The organism is Dyadobacter endophyticus, from assembly GCF_014641595.1.
GTDB classification, from domain to species: Bacteria; Bacteroidota; Bacteroidia; order Cytophagales; family Spirosomataceae; genus Dyadobacter; species Dyadobacter endophyticus.
Genome location: NZ_BMIA01000001.1, coordinates 708,364 through 728,090, shown reverse-complemented (window position 1 = coordinate 728,090; position 19,727 = coordinate 708,364). Strand labels below are relative to the sequence as shown.

General features: G+C 51.6%; 13 protein-coding genes. 6 read left to right on the top strand and 7 right to left on the bottom strand.

The features are described from left to right. Positions 1 to 141: 141 nt before the first annotated feature. The 5 genes from IEY24_RS03010 to IEY24_RS02990 form a co-directional block, all read right to left on the bottom strand. Positions 142 to 1,401: a ComEC/Rec2 family competence protein gene (locus IEY24_RS03010; protein WP_188928508.1), complete on the bottom strand. Its 1,260-nt coding sequence runs from the start codon at positions 1,399 to 1,401 to the stop codon at positions 142 to 144. Between the two features lie 18 nt (positions 1,402 to 1,419). Beyond that, the gene (locus tag IEY24_RS03005; RefSeq protein WP_229221262.1) at positions 1,420 to 1,680 is read right to left on the bottom strand and encodes a hypothetical protein; all 261 of its coding nucleotides are present in this window, start codon (positions 1,678 to 1,680) and stop codon (positions 1,420 to 1,422) included. A 120-nt stretch (positions 1,681 to 1,800) separates the two neighbouring features. Further along, a complete protein-coding gene (locus IEY24_RS03000; protein ID WP_188928504.1) occupies positions 1,801 to 3,243 on the bottom strand; it encodes a SusD/RagB family nutrient-binding outer membrane lipoprotein in 1,443 nt (480 codons plus the stop codon). A gap of 21 nt (positions 3,244 to 3,264) precedes the next feature. Then, complete coding sequence (locus tag IEY24_RS02995; protein WP_188928501.1) at positions 3,265 to 6,528, bottom strand: SusC/RagA family TonB-linked outer membrane protein; 3,264 nt, start codon at positions 6,526 to 6,528, stop codon at positions 3,265 to 3,267. A 118-nt stretch (positions 6,529 to 6,646) separates the two neighbouring features. Then, the gene (locus IEY24_RS02990; RefSeq protein ID WP_188928499.1) at positions 6,647 to 7,027 is read right to left on the bottom strand and encodes a response regulator; all 381 of its coding nucleotides are present in this window, start codon (positions 7,025 to 7,027) and stop codon (positions 6,647 to 6,649) included. Between the two features lie 131 nt (positions 7,028 to 7,158). Here IEY24_RS02990 and IEY24_RS02985 point away from each other — a divergent pair, with 131 nt between their 5' ends. Then, entirely contained in the window at positions 7,159 to 7,389 is a 231-nt protein-coding gene (locus tag IEY24_RS02985; protein ID WP_188928497.1) for a DUF4287 domain-containing protein, read from the top strand. 16 nt (positions 7,390 to 7,405) lie between these two features. Here IEY24_RS02985 and ypfJ read toward each other — a convergent pair whose 3' ends face one another. Then, on the bottom strand, positions 7,406 to 8,251 hold the full coding sequence (gene ypfJ / locus IEY24_RS02980; protein ID WP_188928495.1) for a KPN_02809 family neutral zinc metallopeptidase: 846 nt from the start codon (positions 8,249 to 8,251) through the stop codon (positions 7,406 to 7,408). A 309-nt stretch (positions 8,252 to 8,560) separates the two neighbouring features. Between ypfJ and IEY24_RS02975 the strand changes: the two genes are divergently transcribed. The 5 genes from IEY24_RS02975 (at position 8,561) to IEY24_RS02955 (ending at position 17,103) form a co-directional block, all read left to right on the top strand. Next, the gene (locus IEY24_RS02975) at positions 8,561 to 8,788 is read left to right on the top strand and encodes a hypothetical protein (protein ID WP_188928493.1); all 228 of its coding nucleotides are present in this window, start codon (positions 8,561 to 8,563) and stop codon (positions 8,786 to 8,788) included. 483 nt (positions 8,789 to 9,271) lie between these two features. After that, positions 9,272 to 12,496 (top strand): DUF1553 domain-containing protein, encoded by a 3,225-nt coding sequence (locus IEY24_RS02970; RefSeq protein ID WP_188928491.1) that lies wholly within the window; start codon positions 9,272 to 9,274, stop codon positions 12,494 to 12,496. Between the two features lie 2 nt (positions 12,497 to 12,498). Continuing rightward, entirely contained in the window at positions 12,499 to 14,034 is a 1,536-nt protein-coding gene (locus IEY24_RS02965) for a DUF1501 domain-containing protein (protein ID WP_188928489.1), read from the top strand. A 158-nt stretch (positions 14,035 to 14,192) separates the two neighbouring features. After that, the gene (locus IEY24_RS02960) at positions 14,193 to 15,368 is read left to right on the top strand and encodes an esterase (RefSeq protein ID WP_188928487.1); all 1,176 of its coding nucleotides are present in this window, start codon (positions 14,193 to 14,195) and stop codon (positions 15,366 to 15,368) included. Between the two features lie 22 nt (positions 15,369 to 15,390). Then, positions 15,391 to 17,103, top strand: coding sequence for a GMC oxidoreductase (locus IEY24_RS02955; RefSeq protein WP_188928485.1), 1,713 nt, complete (start codon positions 15,391 to 15,393; stop codon positions 17,101 to 17,103). Positions 17,104 to 17,138: 35 nt separating this feature from the next. Here IEY24_RS02955 and IEY24_RS02950 read toward each other — a convergent pair whose 3' ends face one another. After that, complete coding sequence (locus IEY24_RS02950; protein ID WP_188928483.1) at positions 17,139 to 19,685, bottom strand: TonB-dependent receptor; 2,547 nt, start codon at positions 19,683 to 19,685, stop codon at positions 17,139 to 17,141. Positions 19,686 to 19,727: the final 42 nt, after the last annotated feature.

Sequence of the window (19,727 nt, the reverse complement as noted above, 5' to 3'; positions counted from 1 at the left end):
CCCGGTGCCGGAAAGGGTGCCGGGGAATTACACCGTTTATCCTGCGGGCACCTAAGCACCTGTCTATGAACAAAAGCTCCGCCCAGGGAATGTCCCAACGGCACTTGACAACGAATTGAGGCCTTTTACCTCCCGATCGTTTTACCGGGAAGCGTAGGGCCCGTGTATCGCCTTGATTGTCAGCTGCTCATCACGATCATCAAGCACAAAAACCTTGTAACTATCTCCCCCATTCGCTACCCGTATCACCACATGCCCGCTGTCGCTCTTCAAACGGTTCAGCATTTCTCCGATCACCAGCTTGTTCGCTTCAAGCATACCCGTAGCAAATACGTCTCGTTCACCCTGGTAGATGCGTTGGGAATAAATACGGTCTAGCACGTCGTGGCCGGGGTGATCCGATGACCACACCGGGATTACCAGCACGCGCGGCCGCAATGCTCCGAGCAGAAAGTCATTTTGTGAATCGCGGTTGCCGTGGTGATCGAGAATGTGTACATCCACCGGGCCAACGGCCTTTGCCACAGGCGTTTCCACATCATGCCAGGCCGGAACACCAGGTTGAAGAACACCTGGCGTGTCGCCGCCGGTAAAGTAGTCGAACTTCCCGTAGCTGATCCTTGTGGCAATGCTGCACATGTTTTCGCTCGGATACTGCTCTGGTTTCAGGTCTTTCAAATCGGGAAAATGCTTGCGGGTTAGGTTGCCCACGCCCGTCCATATTTCACCATTGGCAGAAATATTCCGCACTTCGAACAGGTCCTTATATTTCTGGGGATCATAGAGTAAAACGATCTGGTCATTGCGGCCCGGAACGCTTGTCTCTACACGTAATGCATTATTCTTTACCTGCCAGTCGAGAAACCTGCGGTAATTAAGCATCATACTGTCATTGACCGGTCGCGGATAGGCATAAGCTGGCCATCCGCGGTCGATGATCTTTTTCACCGGCACAAACTCCGCCACCTCGGTAATGCCTGCCAATGCATATTTACCCTGTTCCGATCTCTTGGAAATCGAAGTCGGTGTACCCATATGGTCATCATGAAAATGGGTAATCAGGGCGTAATCTACCACCGGTGTTTTAGCAACTTTGCGAACATACCGGGCGATCCATTCGCCTGGCTGCCGCTCCTTGCCCGGCATTGCTTTCGTGTTGCGGGGGCTTTGCGTGCGCGCCTCCGTGGGATCAAGCGCACCGGCGTCCACAAGAAATGTCGTACCGTCCGGCAGGATCATGAAGGTGGCATTACCCATTCCTGTGCTGATATGGTGAATGTCCAGCTCGCCCTCCTGCCAGGCCGGTAGCGGTTGGCCCGGGGCTTGCGCGCAGGCAACCGGCACATTAAAGCCCAGCCAAAGCAGAGCCAGGCCCATTTTAACAATAGCGGTGTATTTCATGCGATAATTTGAAAAGGGTTAGTCTTGTATTTCCAATGCATGCAATTTATCAAACTCCCGGATAGTCTTTCTGATTTGCTTCGGATGCACGCCGCTGTATTGTATCTGCAGCAGACTGGCTTTCTCCGGATCCAGATTTTTTAGTTTCCAATACTTAGGATGAGTCAGCCCGATGGGTGGCCTGAACTCCTCCTCTTTCCCGTCTTTAATCAAAACACCGACCTGGATACTTACTTTCGAGAGGTCGTCGGCCAGTACACCCTCCACTTTTACTTTCACGGCTCTTCCGGTTTCTAAGACAAATATTTTTTCGTGCGTCATCTCACATCCAAACTTAATTCGGCGCCAAAGGTAAGGAGCCGAATCAAGATACGGGATGCTTTAACAATATCTTAATTTTCATTGGACGTCCCACCAGTTCCTCACTGCCTGAGTATCACCGCCTATCCGCTTGGCAGCACTTTCGCTGTTTAGTGCGTTGCTGGCGCGTGTGGTACTGGGGTATTTCAACCGTTTGGGCACATCCGTAACGTCGGGATCGAGGCTACCCGATGCCGGGGGGATAAACAGCACGCTGCCATCCGGCTTCTTCGGATCGAGTCGCAGGCGTTCCAGCCACGATTGCAGCCCCTGCATATACAATGCGATCCATTTCTGCGTACCGATCACATTTTTCCACGCTCCTGCCTTGTAAGGCACACTTTTCAGATAAGTTTCGACCGTCCTCGCATCCGTAATGCCCCATTGTGCCATCGATGCCTTCACAGCCTCGTTATAAAGTATTTCAGCTGCATCATTCCCTACATTCATGCCGCGCGCGGCAGCCTCCGCTTTGATGAACGCTATTTCCGCGAAGGTGATCACATAACCTTTGGCCGAACCACTGTAAGCGATTACGCCCGGTTTGGAAAGGCCGATCATTGTAGGCGAATTAGCTTCGGTGCCATAAACCTTCCCAATATATTTGCCATTGGTGTCATCAGGCCGCGCAAAAACGGGCAGACGTGGATCGTCGACCGATTGCAGGTAATCCACCAGCGTAGAAGTCACCGCAAATTCGACCAACGGCCTTTCTACGTCATTATAGGGAAAACGGTTGGTTGTAGTTGCCACATTGTAAGGAAAATACACATCCTGGACAGTACCGGTCAATGTATTCTTGACAGCGTCTTCAATAACAGCCTTCGCTTCCGCAGGCGCAGCGTCCACCATGCGCATCGCAATCCGCATGCGCAATGCGTTCGCAATCCTGATCCACTGTTGCACGTCGCCTTTGGCAATTATATCCCCGCGGACCACGCTGGAAGAAGTGCCCGAAAGTACATCGATCTGCGTTTTCAGTGAGGTCAGCAACGCCGTGTAAACGTCCTTACCCTGGTCGAATACGGGCTGGGGAATGCGCTCTCCCTGCGACGCCTGTGTGTAAGGGATATCGATGTACACATCAGTAAGCACATGGAAAATCCAGGCTTTCAATATTTCGGCCACAGCCAGGGTATGCGGGCTTTTTTCAGCCGGATGCCGGTCGTAGTAGTTGCTGATCTCTTTCAGGTCCATCAGCGGGCCGGCATAGAGCCCTGCCCAGAGACCGTCGTTGGTGAATAGGAAACGCCCGTCGGAGGTCTTGTCTGTACCCATCCAGTATTGCGAAAGCTCCATGCCGATCCGCCCGTTGAAATAGGTATCGTACATCAGATCGCTGGCGCGCTTTTCGGCATTGGAAAGCAGGAATTCAGGCTGTGTTTCGCTCGACCGCGCCGGGTCGGTATTCAGCGAATCAAAATTGTCGCATCCCGTGAATGTCACGAGTATGACTATCAGTATTAATAGCTTGTTTCTCATATCAATCGATTTTAAACCGGATCAGAAAGTAACATTCAGGTTCACACCATAGCTTCGCACCGCTGGCAGTGCGCCACCCTCAAAGCCGATCTGGTTGCTGATGGAATTGGTAATATTGGCCGGGTCGACGTTGGGTGCATTGCTCTTGATAAGCCAGAGATTCCGCCCGGTAAGTGTCACGCGCAGCGCCTGCATGCGGACCTTCTTCGCCCAGCTATCGGGCAGGTACCATCCCAGCCGCACCTCGCGCAGGTAAACGAAGCTGCCGTCGTAGAGATTGGCCCTGCTGATCCGGTTACCGCCGTCGGCATTGAAATGCGTCCGCGCCGGTACTGCAATATCGTTCGGCGAGCCGTCCGCCTTCACGCCCGGATTGATCACGCCATTCTCACGGATACCATTTTCAGCCGTTTCTTTCAGCATCCCCGATTTGTTTCCGTACAAATTGGTATATGAAAAGAAATCTCCACCCTTTTGAAAATCGACCAGCGCCGAGAGATAAAAATTCTTGTAGCTCAGCATATTGGACACGCCTCCTATAAAATCCGGGTTGGCATCGCCGATGATCACCGGCGTGGCGGTAACATTGTAAGTACCGTTATCGGCCACGGTCTTGTTGCCTTTGGAATCATACACATAGTCCGTCCCCAGCATCGTGCCGAGCGACTTCCCTTTCTGCGCCACCATTGACACTTTGTTGGTTCGGCGCTCGGTACCGATAATGAACCGTTCGATACCCGCGATATTATCGCCGGTACTGTTCAGGTCGACGACAGTGTTATTGTTTTTAGAAAAATTGAGCCCTACCCGCCAGCTGAAATTGGTAGTCATCACAGGCGTAGCCGAAAGTGTCAGCTCGATCCCCTTATTCTGCACCGTACCGCCATTGACGACCTTCGTCGTAAAACCGCTCTCGGATGGGATCTGCACATTCCATATCTGGTTTTTGGTCTTGCGGTTGTAATAGGTAAAGTTTGCCCCAAGCCGGTCGTTGAAGAATTTAAAATCTACGCCAGCTTCCGTTTCCGACGACAACTCCGGCTTCAAGCCGCTATTGAAAAGCTTATCGGAAGTGCTCTGCAAAGGATAGGTATCAAATGGCGCCACGTAATCGTAATATCTCGACACGGCGTACGGATCGGCATCGTTGCCCACGCGTGCATACGAAAGGCGCGCCTTCCCGAGCGTAAGCCATTTCGCGTCGGTGATCAGGTCGGAAAAAATGAATGAACCCGACACCGACGGATAGAAATAAGAATAGTTGCCGGTTTGTTTCAATGTGGAAGCCCAGTCGTTCCGGCCTGTTGCAGTGAGGTAGAGGAATTTGTTATACCCCAATGTCACAGAGCCAAAAAACGAGTTGATCTGTTTGTTGCCGTAAGAATTTGAAACAGTCGCCGGTGTTACCGAGTTTTGCAGCACGTATACCATCGGGTTTTGCAGCCCGCCGTTGGTATTGCCGGCATCGATGCTGGATTTAATCCTCAATATATTACCCCCTGCCACGGCTTCAAGCGTCAGTTTCGAGTCTTCGAAAGCTTTGTTGACATTCAGCGTTCCCTGGTAGTTATTCTCGTTATTAATCACCGCCCGCTTGGCATATGACCCTACAAAAAAGCCTTTCGCGCTCCTGACCTCGTCGAGGTGGTTCAGGTAATCGGAGAAGACGCGTACGTCGGCCGAGAGCCAGTCGGTGATTTTGTAGGTAAGGCCCGCATTGCCGAAATAGCGGTTATTTTGGTCGGTATTATAGTTTTCGTACTGGTTCCAGTAGGGATTTTGCGTAAATGCGGGTTTTTGGATATTCCATGCCGTGCGGTTCCACGACTGCTCGGTACCGTCGGCGTATTTATAGTTACGCAGGTAAGCATCGTCGATCTGCCGCTGGCCGAACATCACATAAAACAACATCGGATTATTGCCGAAGAAACCCGTTCCCGGCCGGCCTTTGGAATGGTCATTTATATAATTGATCCCGCCGCTGAAAGTAAACTTCTCTGTGAATTTATAAACCGTATTAAGGCTGATAAAAAAGCGGCTCAGGCTGCTGCCTGGATAAATAAAGTTCTGTTTAGTCTGCCCCGCAGAAAAACGGATCGAACCATTATCGCCGCTACTTGCAACCGAAAGGTTATTCGAGAAGGTTACGCCGGTTTTGAAAAAATTCTTCGCATTGTCAGGATGCGGGCTCCAGGGGGCCGTCTTACCGAAATTCGGGTTGTTACGGTCCTGGTCCCACGACCAGTAATGCCGCACCAGCTGCCCCTCCATCTTCGGCCCCCACGATTCGTCGGTACCGTAGTCGGGAATCAGATCGTAGCGGCCTTTGCCATCGCCATCGTCGTACGTACCGCCGCCCGGCAGGAATCCCGACGGGTTCTGGCCGACATACAACTTCGTAAAGTTCGGACTTCCCCCGCCACCATACAGGTTCTGGAATTTGGGGAGCAGCGAAACCTGGTCGGTCTGGATATTAAGGTCATAATTTAACGAAAGCTTGCCGGAGCCTTTGCCTGTTTTGGTAGTAATATAAATCACCCCATTCTGCCCGCGGCTGCCATAAAGCGCAGTTGCGGCGGCACCTTTCAGTACCGATATATTCTCCACGTCGTTGGGATTGAGAAGCTGTGCAGGGTTGCCGTAGTCGTACCCGCCGCCACCTGTCCCTTGCCCGCCGGTAACGCCGTATGAATTGAGGTTCATATTGGCCATCGGCACGCCGTCGACGATAAACAATGCATTGTTGTTGCCGGAAATGGATTTCAAACCGCGAATCGTTACGCGCGACGAGCCGCCCATAGAGCCGCTGTTTCCTCCAATCTGCACGCCGGCGAGTTTTCCCTGCAATGAATTGATATAGTTCACTTCCCGCGCTTCCTGAATGCCCCCGCCATCGATCTGCTGCACGGCGTAGCCTACATTCCTTGTGCTGCGCTGCACGCCAAGTGCCGTCACCACTACTTCTCCCAGACTCTTTACATCCGCTTTGAGCTTGACGGTAATCTCGGTCGAACTCGCGGTAACGTTAACGTCCTGGGTCACATGACCAATGGACGACACGGTAAGCACATGGCTACCCGCAGGAAGCATGATGCTGAAATTGCCGTCTGCATCTGTATTGGTACCATTGTTGGTGCCCTTAACGAGCACGCTCACACCGGGTATACCGGCGCTGGCTTCGTCTGTAACCTTTCCTTTCACACGCCTGTCCTGCCCCACTGCCTCATAGGCACAAAACAGCACGGCCAGTAAGACCGATAAACAACTTCGTATCGATTGCGCCATATTTGCAAAATTTAAAGATTAAATATTCTTTAAAGGCGAAATCTAAATACGTATACTGATGGGTACTTGCAGACTCGAAGGAAATAGACGAAAACCTTCTGCTTTTAATGAATGGAGGTTACTCCAAAACTTTTTCCAGGATTGCAACCAGGTCCTCAAAACGGCCCGGCTTTGTAAAAAATTGACGTGCGCCTAATTGTTTCATCTGAGCTATGGTGGCGTCATTGGAAGAGGTGGAAAGGATCACCACTGGGATTTTACGGAGCTTTTCATCTTTTTTGATCTCTGCCAGGAATTGCTGCCCGTTCATCAGGGGCATATTGAGGTCGAGAAAAATAAGGTCGGTTTCGAGTTCTCCTTTTGATATCTGGTTCAATGCCTTCCTGGCACTATCCAGGACAGTGCAACGGACGGCCTTTCGTGTACATTCCAACGCGGTCAGGAAAATTTCCTGATCATCTTCATCATCATCGATGAGGAGGATATTCTGATAGAGCATTAACTGAGAGTATAAAGAAATCCATTTGCAAATTATATTACAAAAGAGCCCAAATCAAGTAAAATTTTGCCACAAGCATTAATATGCGCTATATTTTGCAGTTTTAAATTCTTAACCTCTTACCAGACAATATGTCATTCCAGGGATACCTTAAAACCATTCTTGCCAAAACCGGCAAAGGACCTGCCGATTTCCGCAAGCTGGCCGAAGAAAAAGGCTTCACTGCCAACGGACAATTACTGGCCAGCACGAAGGCCGGTGATATTGTACAATGGCTTAAAGCAGACTACGACCTTGGCCAGGGACACGCCATGGCCATCTACGCATTATTGAAAGGTATTAAGGACGAAAACAGCGACTAGGTGGCCAGCCAGCCGCTTATTGGATGTCCTGGTAACGTCCCTGATTCAGGTCGCCGGTTTCAAAACCCTTCTTGAACCAGTACATCCGTTGCTTTGAGGTGCCATGGGTAAATGCGTCGGGAACTACCCGCCCCTGCGATTCCTGTTGAAGCTTGTCGTCACCAATGGCATTGGCCGCGGTCAGGGCAGCTTCCAGATCGCCTGGTTCAAGGATCTTGTCCATCTGGTTGGCGTGATTGGCCCACACGCCTGCTAGGAAATCTGCCTGCAATTCCAACTTCACCGACAGCTTGTTATACTCGGCCTCGCTCAGCCTGCTACGTTGCTCCTGCACTTGCTGGGAAATGCCCATCAGGTTCTGTACGTGATGCCCTACCTCGTGCGCCACCACATAAGCGACCGCGAACTCACCCGGTGCATTGAACCGGTCACGAAGCTCGTCGCAGAAAGTGAGGTCGATATAAACTTTATGATCGGCAGGGCAATAGAATGGCCCCATGGCCGATGACGCCCCGCCGCAAGCACTTTGCGTCTCGTTTGAAAACATTTGCAACACCGGCTTTTCGTACTCTGCGTTGTTCTGCGCATAAATCTGCGTCCATACATCCTCGGTACTCCCCAATACGGCAGAAACGAATTCCGCTGTCTTGTCGTCGGGACGCGGCCCGGCCGGCCGGTTTTCAGTCTGTTCGGTTTGCGCGCCTTGTATATTGGAAAGGATCTCCTGCGGGTCCTGACCGGTAAGCAACCCGATGGCGACCACGATGATCACCCCGATACCACCTAGTGCAACTTTTCCCCCGCCCGACATTCCGCGGCGGTCTTCGACGTTGCTACTTCTGCGTAAATCCTGCCAACGCATGTTGTTGATGTATTTTAGGTTAACAATAAATCTAATACGGTGTGGTTTCCCAAACCCGTCTTATTCAAATATAGAAATAATGCCAGCTATGAAAAGAGCCGTACCGCGATAATTTTACAATATGCGTGCTGGTGTACAAATATTGCCATTTACCGCTACAATTTGTAGATTCTGTAACGCAAATAACCCATACAATAACTTTTAAAGCCGTTAAATAAGTAATTCCAAAACATAGCTCAATAAATTCTTCGACGGAAGTGCGATGTACTTAAATTTCGGCAACTGAAGTTAATTTAATTAAATCAGCTTATGTCGTTCACTAAACCTTATTTTGCGGGATTTGAATATCACTCCCATGAAGTCTGTAAATTCTTGCAGACGTACAGCACATTTACACTAATGCTGACAAATGGGGCAATTATTCACCACCAGCCTGAACAGGCACTGGATTTTCAGCGCTGGCTTAACCATCACAAGATCGAGGACATCCGCGTATCCATCCGAAACAACGACACGACCCTCGTTAACCAGCCGTAGTGCGTTCGCGGCCGTAATCACTCTAAGCTTAACGTTCCCTCCTTTTTTCTTCTCCTTCGGCCGCTCCGGCCAACCATCGACGCCTACCGCGGGTCAACACCCGGCGCACTCCCATTGCTCAAAGCTGAGGTACTACGCAAACTTAGTACCACAACAAATCAATCCGCAATCAACTTACAGTACTTATTGCCTATATTTTTGCATAAAATCGATACCACTTCTGGCAACAAAAAAAATCACTTTCAGCTTTCCTAAACCCTTTACAACCACATCCAAAACAAAACACGGATCGAAAGGCGTAAAAAAGTACTACGACCGGCTTTTGCTATGTCTATCAACCGCTAAATCCGACAGAGGCTAAACCCGTATCATGTTGACATTTGACTGGTTGGTCCCGGTCGTCTTGAAGAAGGTTCAGGGGAAAGATACTTACGTCATTAAAAAGCAGCGCTCAAACCACGATATGGGTTTAATTTGGATGGCATGAAACATATTAAAGTTTTCTTTCTGTGGATGTTGCTGACCGGGCATTTTTACGCATGTGCGCCCGAGTTGCCCGAGGATGTGGAGGTTGCCATGAAGGAGCTGCCCGATAAGCTGGATTACAACCAGCATGTAAAACCCGTACTTTCCGACAAATGTTTTGCATGCCACGGGCCCGACAAGGCCAAACAAAAAGGCGGCCTGCGCCTGGACATGGCCGAATCTGCATTCCATAAAGTCTCCAAAAATTCAGGGCGGACGGCGATCGATCCCGGCGACCTGACCGATAGCGAATTCTTCCATCGTATCGTATCCGCCGACCCGGATTATGTTATGCCCACACCTGCATCGCACCTGATCCTTTCTGCGCGTGAAAAAGCGATTCTGATCAAATGGATCGACGAAGGTGCCGAGTATAAACCGCACTGGGCATTTGTAAAACCTGAAATGCCCGAAATCCCAGAAACGCAGCACGACAATCTGGCGGTTAACCCGATCGATCATTTTGTATTTAAAAAACTGGAAGAAGAAAAACTGCAACCTTCGGCGCAGGCTGAAAAGGAAATATTGCTCCGCCGGGTTTCCCTTGACCTGACCGGCCTGCCACCGACAATGGCCGAAACGGATGCATTTTTAAAAGATAATTCGGCAAATGCTTATGAAAAACAGGTAGACAGACTGTTGGCTTCGCCGCATTATGGTGAGAAAATGGCGGTCGATTGGCTCGATCTGGCACGTTTCGCCGATTCGCACGGATATACAGTCGACAGGCTACGGGACATGTCGCCTTACCGCGACTGGGTGATCAAAGCATTCAATAAAAACATGCATTACGACCAGTTCATACAATGGCAGCTGGCCGGTGACCTTATGCCGAATCCAACGAAAGAAATGCGGATTGCAACCGCCTTCAATCGCAACCACCAGCAGAATATGGAAGGCGGTATTATCGAGGAAGAGTTCCAGACCGAATACGTGGTCGACCGCACCAACACCTTTGGCGACGCATTTCTGGGTCTTTCGGTAGGCTGCGCCAAATGCCATGATCATAAATACGACCCTATTTCGCAAAAGAACTATTACGAACTGTTCAGCTTCTTCAATAATGTAAAAGAAGCAGGTCAGATATCCTGGGACGATGCGCTACCGACGCCGACCATGCTCCTGCCGACCGCCACACAGGAACAGACGCTGCGATTTATTCAAACCACGATCAAAACCAGGGAACAGCAGCTCGCAACCAGCAAGCGCAATGCAGAGGCCGGGTTTCAACAATGGCTCAATACGGGTGGATACCGCAATTTGGCCAAAGAACAGCTCCCAAACGCAGGTTTGCAAGCTTATTATTCGTTTGAAAACGGCACCCTGCGCAATGCGGCCCATACCAAAGAGAGCGGCGTTATGAAACGGGAGGCCGGATCTCCTGGCGGTGATCCCGTATTTACCGCTAAATCTGACGGCAAAGCGCTGCGGCTCGACGGCGACGTTTACCTCGACCTGGGGCAAAACGGCGTGTTCCGCAAATCGGAACCGTTCAGCGTCGGGATTTGGGTAAACATTCCCAAAGAACTGAAAGAAGGTGTGATCCTGCACAAAAGCCAGGCTGAGCGACTTTACAATTTCCGCGGCTATCATTTATACCTCAAAAACGACCGCCTCGAACTGAACATGGCGCACACCGCGCCGTCCGACGCATTGACAAGGATCAGCAAACAGCCAATTCCGAAAGATCAATGGGTGCAGCTGACCATTACCTATGACGGTTCTTCCAAAGCGGCGGGTTTCAGATTGTATCTCAATGGACAGGAGGCCGCAATGGAAACGACAATGGATCAACTAACCAGGGATATTTTGTTCAGATCGGCGGTACAGCCAGGCTTGCAAATCGGTGCGTGGTGGAGGGGATTTGGGTTAAAAAACGCGCAAGTCGATGACATTACCGTCTACAACCGCGAACTAACGCCCTTTGAAACGCGTATTCTCGCCCGTAAATCGGCATGGTCGGCAGTCGCCTCTAAAAACGCGGCGGCAATGAGTGCAGCCGAGATGTTGGCATTGAAGGACTACTACATCTCCGCAGTCGATCCGGCTATGACAAAAGCGCGTACGACCCTGCGTGACGCACGCACGCAGCTTTCGGATTCTACCGAACCTGTCCGCGAGCTGATGGTGATGCAGGAAATGCCCAAACCCAAGCAGGCGCACATATTACTACGTGGGAATTATGATGCGCCGGGCGAAAAAGTGTTTCCGTCCACACCTGCTTCGATCTTGGAATATCCAAAAAATTTCCCCAAAAACCGTTATGGGCTGGCACAATGGCTCACCCACGCCAACAACCCCCTGACGGCACGAGTGGCCGTGAACCGCTACTGGCAGAATTTCTTCGGAACAGGCCTTGTCAAAACTACCGAGGACTTCGGTAACCAGGGTGAGATGCCGACTCACCCGGAACTACTCGACTGGCTGGCGGTTACCTTCCGCGATTCGGGCTGGGATATCAAAAAACTCAACAAGCTGATCGTTATGTCGGCCACCTATCGTCAGGATTCGCGCACAAGCAGAGACATACGCGAGCGCGACCCCGAGAACCGCTTGTACGCGCGCGGGCCTGCGAACAGAATGTCGGCCGAGATGATCCGCGACAATGCATTGATGGCGAGCGGATTGATAAATGCCAAAATCGGCGGGGAGAGCGTAAAGCCTTATCAACCGGAGGGATTATGGTCGATCAACAACACTACTTACACCCCCGATTCCGGCAATGCCGTTTACCGCCGCAGCTTGTATGTGATCGTAAAACGCTCGGTCCCTAACCCCACATTGGCCACGTTCGATGCCACCTCGCGGAGCTTTTGCGTCGTGCGCCGGCAAAAAACGAATACTCCATTGCAAGCGCTGGTAACGCTCAACGACCCGACATTCGTGGAAGCGATGCGGGTAATGGGCGAGCAAATGGCACGTATTTCCGACGCACGCCAATCCATCACAACCGCCTATCGCAAGCTCACCGGCCGTAAACCGCCCGTGAAGGAAGTCGACCTGCTGCTCGCACTGCGAAAAGTGGAGGAAGATAAATTCAGGAAAGACCCGAAAAAGGCAGCTGGCTGGTTGCATTCGGGTCAGCATGTCACCGACAAAACGCTCGATCCGGCATTGCTCGCCGCAAACAGCGTGGTTGCCAGCACCATTCTCAATTCCGACGCCTGCTTAACCAAAAGATAACCATGCAGCACCATCATCACGACGAAGAATTTCGCCTGCATACACCCGAGTTCAACGAACTGCACCGTAAACTGGACCGCCGCCGCTTCCTGACCCAGACATCGCTCGGGCTGGGCGCATTGGCCGTGGGATCTCTTTTCGGGCTTGACAAGCTTTATGGCTCGGCCGCACGCCAGGCTACGTCGCAATCGGCCGGTGCAATGTCCGCCGGGGACCTGGAATCCGAGATTCTGAAAGCATTGCCGCATATCGCACCCAAAGCCAAGCGCGTGGTGTATTTGTTTATGGCCGGTGGACCTTCTCAGTTCGAAACATTTGATTATAAACCAAAACTGGTTCAAATGGCGGGGCAAAACCTGCCTGACTCTGTGCGCAAGGGCCAACGGCTCACGGGTATGAGCGCCAGCCAGAGCGTACTGCCCATGGCGCCTTCTGTTTACGGCTTCAACCAGCATGGCAAAACCCAAACCTGGGTAAGCGAGCTGCTACCCTACACGGCCAAGGTGGTCGACGACCTTTGCATTGTCAGATCCATTTATTCAGAGGCCATCAACCACGATCCGGCTATCACTTTCTTCCAAACCGGCAACCAGCTTCCCGGCAGGCCCTCGATTGGCTCTTGGGTAAGTTACGGGCTTGGTACCGACAATAATAACCTGCCGACATTCATTGTTTTGGTTTCTAAAAATGCGCCGAAAGACCAGCCGCTTTACGCGCGTTTGTGGGGAAACGGGTTTCTGGAATCGCGGCACCAGGGCGTACAGTTCCGTTCCGGCAAAGATCCGGTGCTTTTTTTGAACAATCCAGAGGGTTACGACGGCCATGACCGAAAGGAAATGCTCGACTACCTTTCCAGGCTCAACCAGCTGCAAAACGATGCTTATGGTGATCCGGAGATCAATAACCGCATTGCACAATATGAAATGGCGTTCCGGATGCAGACGTCCGTGCCGGATGTAATGGATACTTCTGAGGAGCCCGATGAGGTTTTCGAACTCTACGGCCCCGACAGCCGCGACCCGGGCACCTATGCAGCCAACTGCCTCCTGGCCCGTAAGTTGCTGGAAAAGGATGTCAAATTCGTACAACTTTACCACCAGGGCTGGGACCAGCATGGCGGGCTCCCGAAAGCCATCGCCCAGCAGTGCAAAGCGACCGACCAGGCTACCGGCGCATTGATCATGGACCTGAAACGCCGCGGCCTGCTCGATGACACGCTGGTGATATGGGGCGGAGAGTTCGGCCGCACCGTGTATTCACAAGGCAAGCTCAGCGCCACCGACTACGGCCGCGACCATCACCCGCGCTGCTTCACGATGTGGATGGCCGGTGCGGGAGTCAAATCCGGGATCAGTTACGGCGAAACCGACGATTTTAGCTACAATATCATCAAAGACCCTGTTCACGTCCACGACTTCCACGCCACCCTGATGCATCTGATGGGCGTCGACCATGAGCGCCTGACCTACAAATTCCAGGGAAGGCGCTTCCGGCTGACAGATGTTCATGGCAAACTGGTGAAAGACATTCTGGCGTGAGGAGTAGCCTGCTCTCAGGCATATTACATCCATCGCAACCGCTCTGCTATATACGATGCTCAATCGGTACTTTTGAATAGACAACCGGAAAATCATCCCCCTTCCGGTAGAGTATCCAACCCATTTCCTCGTCTTTGTTCTCGAAATGCATTTTACCGATGAAGCCCTTAAAACAATACATTATCACATCCCTGCTGCTGACGCCCATGCTCGTAACAGCCCAGCAGGCCAACGTCAACCTCGACTGGGCGCCGCAGAAAAACACTGAGCAGCTTGTGCCTTATGGCGGTAATGTGATCTCGCCTGAGGTGAGGGATGACCACACGGTCACCTTCCGCATCAAAGCGCCGGACGCACAGAAGGTGGAACTGACGGGCGGACCAATCCTGCTGGCATTGAAAAGCAAAGCCAATATCCCTTTCACAAAAGACAGCGAAGGGCTTTGGACGCTGACTGTCGCACCGGTGACGCCCAATATTTATGTGTACCGTTTCCTGGTCGACGGGGTGGCGGTGGCCGACCCAAATAACACACTCACAGGCGCTTCCAACCAGCCAGGGTACAGCAACCTCGTTGTACACGGAAGCGGGCCCGCGTATTACGACGCACGCAATGTGCCTCATGGCAGCATTGCAAGGCACATTTACCATTCCGGTGTACTGAATGGCGAACGAGAAATGTTTGTGTACACGCCGCCGGGTTATGACCCGAAGAAAAAATATCCGGTACTGTACCTGCTGGGCGGCAGCGGCGAGCTGGCTTCGGGCTGGACGCTCGACGGACGGGCCAATTTCATCGCGGACAACCTCTTGGCAGAGGGAAAAATCGTGCCCATGATCATCGCAATGCCCAACAACCAGGTCATTCACCGCAGTGACCCAAAACATTTGGATAAGACCTATAAACTGTTTGAAGAAGAACTTCGCAAACAGATCGTACCGTTTGTGGATGCCCATTATAGCACTATCAAAGACCGCAAAGGCCGGGCTATTTCGGGGCTTTCCATGGGCGGCAGACACGCGGAAGCGGTGGGTTTCAATGCGATAGACTTGTTCAGTTCATTCGGCATATTGAGTGCGGGTGATCTTGAACCCGAAAAATTGAACCCTGCTTTTTTCAATGATCCTAAAATCAAAGACAAGATAGATTACCTACTCGTCGGGCTAGGCAGCGGTGAGCTTGATTTCGTAGGAAAAAGATCCGCCGCAACACACGCAGCTTTGGAAAAGGCCGGCATTAAACACGACTATTTCATCGGCGGCGAAGGCGCACACGACTGGGGCACCTGGCGATTGCTGCTGCACGACAAGCTACTTCCGGGGCTGTTTCGGTAAATCTATCATTAAAATATCACTCATGAGCTATTTCAATATTGACGCTGCCAAGGCACAGACATACGATGCGATTGTCGTGGGAACCGGGATCAGCGGCGGCTGGGCAGCGAAGGAATTAACCGAAAAAGGTCTGAAAACCCTCGTGCTTGAACGCGGGCGCGATGTGAAGCATATTGTAGATTACCCCACCACGAATATGATGCCTTGGGAATTTGAGCACCGGGGTTTGCCACCGCTAGCGGTCCGCGAAGCAAGCCCTATGGCCAGCAAGCATTACATTTTCAGGGAGGATGCCATGCATTTCGTGGTGAAGGATTACGAGCATCCTTATGTGCAGGAACAGCCATTCAGCTGGATGCGCGGCTACCAGGTAGGAGGCCGGTCGCTCTTGTGGGCACGGCAAACGCAACGGTGGTCGGATTACGATTTCGAAGGCCCTGAGCGCGACGGTTTCGCCACCGACTGGCCGATCCGTTACAAGGATATTGCCCCATGGTACAGCTACGTGGAGAAGTTCGCGGGTATTTCGGGGAACAAAGACGGCTTGCCGCAATTGCCCGACGGTGAGTTTCTGCCTCCCCACGAAATGAGCTGTGTGGAAAAACATTTCAGCGACCAGACCGCGAAAAATTACAAAGGCACGCGTCCTGTGATCATCGGTCGTGCCGCGCATATTACCGATCCGCAGCCGATCCATACCCAGCAGGGCCGCGCCAAATGCCAGCACCGGAACATGTGCCAGCGTGGTTGCCCATTCGGCGGGTATTTCAGTACCAACGCGGCCACATTACCCTGGGCCGAAAAGACGGGTAATCTCACCTTGCGGCCGCATTCAGTGGTGCATTCAGTGATTTACGATGAAAAGAAAAAGCGCGCCACTGGTGTGCGCGTGGTGGATGCTCAGACGAAGGAAATGACAGAGTTTTATGCCAAAATCATATTCATCAATGCCTCAGCCATTAATTCAAATCTAATTTTGCTCAATTCCAAATCGAGCCGTTTCCCGAATGGGCTGGGTAACGACAGTGGAGTGCTGGGCAAGTTCATTGGTTTTCACAACTACCGTGGCAGGGTGCAGGCAGATTTCGACGGCTACCACGACAGCACCACTGACGGCCGCCGACCCAATGGCGCTTACATTCCGCGCTTCCGCAATGTTTTCAAGCAGGAAACCGACTTTCTGCGCGGGTATGCTACGTCTTTTTCGGCTTCCAAAGTCGGGAATGCCAACGACGGGCTCGGGGAATCGCTGAAAGCCAGCCTGTTTGCACCTGATGAAAGCGGCTGGTCGCTTGGTGCGCAAATGATGGGCGAGGTGGTGACCAAAGAAACCAATTTCGTGGCGCTGCACGAAAGCCTGAAAGATGACTGGGGCATTCCGCAGCTACGCATGAATGTCTCGTTCGACGACAACGACATGAAAATGGTGAAGGATTTTTACACCGAACTCAGCGAAATGCTTGATAAAGCCGGTTTTAAAAACATCAAAACCTCGGATACCCACCGGAACCCTGGCAGCGAAAACCACGAAATGGGCGGAGCAAGAATGGGTAAGGATCCTAAAACCTCCATGCTAAACAAATGGAACCAGATGCACCACGTCCCGAACGTATTCGTTACCGACGGCGCATGTATGACGTCCACCGCCACACAAAACCCATCGCTGACCTACATGGCGCTGACCGCACGGGCAGCGGATTATGCGGTTGGCCAAATGCGGAAGGGTAATATTTGATCGCCGTTGTCACCCTGAGCGCACGGGGTGACATGTCATTGCACATTAACCGCCAACGTCACATAATACATCCCCCCAACCGACGGCCCGCCGAGGAAGGATACGTAATACTTATTGAGCAAGTTACTCGCGCCGACTTTGACCAGGCTTTTTAACGCCGGAACGCGGTAGGTTACCTGTGCGTCGAGGCTGCTGTATGATGGCACGTTGCCGGTTACGAGGAATGTCTGCGAATAGTATCCGGATTGCCATTTATAAGACACCGTCGCATCCAGATTACCGGCGATATTGGTACGGGATACCGAGCCGTTCCAGATCCATTTCGGTGTGTTGAAACCATCTTCCAACCCGTCCTGATTTTCAGCATTTTTCAGTTTCGCAAAGGTAGTATTGGCGCCGAATACCCATTTTTTCTCCAATTGATAGTTCAAACCTACACTGAAACCGTAATTGTTAATCACCGAGCGCGAATTGGTGTACATCCGGTATTGCGCCTGCCGGGCTTTGTCGTAGAGGTCGTGCGGAATAGCGGCTGCATCGGTCGATAACGGTACATTCATGTTGGTCTGTGCGATGAAATTACTGTACCGGTTGAAATACAGATCTGCACTCACAAACAGTGCCCTATCGATGAAAAGACCCTTGTAGCCAGCTTCCCAGGTCTTGGTGTGCTCGGGTTTCAAGTAGGTGTAGGAGTTTTTTTTGAGCAAACCTTTATTTTTCTCGATCGCGGCGTTCTGCGTGAGGCCATTCTGGTTGATATCATTCAAAACAGCCTGCTGGAAGCTCGTAATGGAATTGGCCAGCCACGCATTCTCAAAAATGCCATGCGACATCACCGGCAGCCCCCCTACCCGCTTCACCCCTCCACTGTTGACATTGCTGTAAGCCTCAAAAATACTCGGAAAGCGGTAGCCCGTCTGGAACGAAACGCGGATATTATGGTCATGTACCGGACTGTAAACAACCGATAACCTCGGGTTGAACGTCGTTTTGAAATAGTCGTTCTTATCTGCCCGCAGGATCATACCCAACCGCAGTTTTTTCTGAAACAGGTCTTTATTCAGCGAAATGAATCCGCCGGTTTTGCCATAGGTAATGTTCTTGCCTTCTTTTCCAGGTTCCGGGTTCACGAAGTAATTGCCGTCCGGAACGATGATGTAGGTCCGGTGGTCGGCCCCCAGAAGAATGTCCAGTTCGTATTTGTCTTTCCAGGCTTTGAGGTACTTTTCGGTAAGGCTTACCTGCGCTTCGGCATGTACAAAATCTGCTTTTACGCGCAATGCGGCGCCCACGTCCCAGTTATTGATGTCCTGCAATTTCTGTAACTGGGCATTAAAAGCACTGGTGCCTGGCAGGTAACGGCCAGCATCGGCGGCTGTGCGGGCTTGCCGCATCGCATCGGCCACCGCGACCCCGCCAGTGATGGCGCTGTTGAAGCCTTTGGTAAAATCGGCGTACCAGTCGTTGTCGGACTTGTAGCTGCGGTCCATGTTCTCGGCCATCGAGCGCAGGTTGTAGGAACGGCCTGTATTTTCGGAATTGACATATAATCTGGCCTGCACCGAAGCCGATTGGTACTGAATGCCGTGCTGCTGCACGAAGTAATTTTCGAGGCGGAACCGGTTGGCGCGCTGGTATACATTGTCCAGCAGGCCAAAATGATAAGTATAGGTCAGCACGGCGCCAGGCGCCACTTTATAGTAAAGGCCCACATCGCCTTTGATATTCTGTAAGTTATAGTCCACCACCTCAGCCTCCTGGTAACCAGTGCGGCTCACCACATAACGTTTGCCTCCCAGCGTAATCGTTTTCCGATTGGAACTCTCATTGCCATATTTATTTACGGGATCGCTGGCCGGATTATCCGTACCGAAAAGCTGTGTGCTGCTGTTGGCATTACCATTCAGCTCGGTCTGATCGGAGGCGATCCAGTCGTAGCCTTTTGTGAATGCGCCGTTTACTTTAAATGCAAATTTTGGGGCGATGATTTTGGCAAAACGGATTGTCGTTTCTGTAAACGGCTTTGCCTTGTGATGGCTGTCGTTCAAGTGGTTGACGGCCGTTTTCTGCTGCACCGAAAGTCCTTCGGAATTGAAGGGATTTTTGGTAAAAAAATTCGCGACGCCGTTCACGGTATTCATGCCATACAATGCCGAAGCGGTGCCTGGAAGTATCTCAACACTGGCAATGTCAAGATCAGTCGGCCCAAGCGAGTTCCCGATAGCCCCGCCGATGTGCGGCGACTGTACGTCCATCCCGTCGGTCAATTGCGCGAAACGCACGTTGGTCGTATTCGAAAATCCTCTCGCATTCAGCACCTTGAAACCCAGCGAAGGTGTAATCATATGCACACCCTGCACATTTTCCAGCCCGTCAAAAAACGACAATGCCGGGGATAATGCAGTTGCTTTCGCACTCACCTTCTGCACGCTCACCGGCGATACCAGAATGCTTTCGATTACCCGCGAGGCGGTTACCACCACTTCATCGAGCGCACGCGCTTTGAGTGTGTCGGGCTGATTTTGAGCCAGGCCCATTACCGGCAATATAAACATGATGGCAGTAAGAATTCTCTGCATATTTTCGATATACCGTTATATCCAATCGGAAATATCGCAAAG

Excerpts from the sequence above, each read along its gene's own strand:
- IEY24_RS02950 (WP_188928483.1), bottom strand. The coding sequence starts at position 19,685 with ATGCAGAGAATTCTTACTGCCATCATGTTTATATTGCCGGTAATGGGC.
- ypfJ (WP_188928495.1), bottom strand. The coding sequence starts at position 8,251 with ATGCGTTGGCAGGATTTACGCAGAAGTAGCAACGTCGAAGACCGCCGC.
- IEY24_RS02965 (WP_188928489.1), top strand. The coding sequence starts at position 12,499 with ATGCAGCACCATCATCACGACGAAGAATTTCGCCTGCATACACCCGAG.
- IEY24_RS03000 (WP_188928504.1), bottom strand. The coding sequence starts at position 3,243 with ATGAGAAACAAGCTATTAATACTGATAGTCATACTCGTGACATTCACG.
- IEY24_RS02990 (WP_188928499.1), bottom strand. The coding sequence starts at position 7,027 with ATGCTCTATCAGAATATCCTCCTCATCGATGATGATGAAGATGATCAG.
- IEY24_RS02960 (WP_188928487.1), top strand. The coding sequence starts at position 14,193 with ATGAAGCCCTTAAAACAATACATTATCACATCCCTGCTGCTGACGCCC.
- IEY24_RS02985 (WP_188928497.1), top strand. The coding sequence starts at position 7,159 with ATGTCATTCCAGGGATACCTTAAAACCATTCTTGCCAAAACCGGCAAA.
- IEY24_RS02955 (WP_188928485.1), top strand. The coding sequence starts at position 15,391 with ATGAGCTATTTCAATATTGACGCTGCCAAGGCACAGACATACGATGCG.
- IEY24_RS03010 (WP_188928508.1), bottom strand. The coding sequence starts at position 1,401 with ATGAAATACACCGCTATTGTTAAAATGGGCCTGGCTCTGCTTTGGCTG.
- IEY24_RS02995 (WP_188928501.1), bottom strand. The coding sequence starts at position 6,528 with ATGGCGCAATCGATACGAAGTTGTTTATCGGTCTTACTGGCCGTGCTG.
- IEY24_RS02970 (WP_188928491.1), top strand. The coding sequence starts at position 9,272 with ATGAAACATATTAAAGTTTTCTTTCTGTGGATGTTGCTGACCGGGCAT.
- IEY24_RS02975 (WP_188928493.1), top strand. The coding sequence starts at position 8,561 with ATGTCGTTCACTAAACCTTATTTTGCGGGATTTGAATATCACTCCCAT.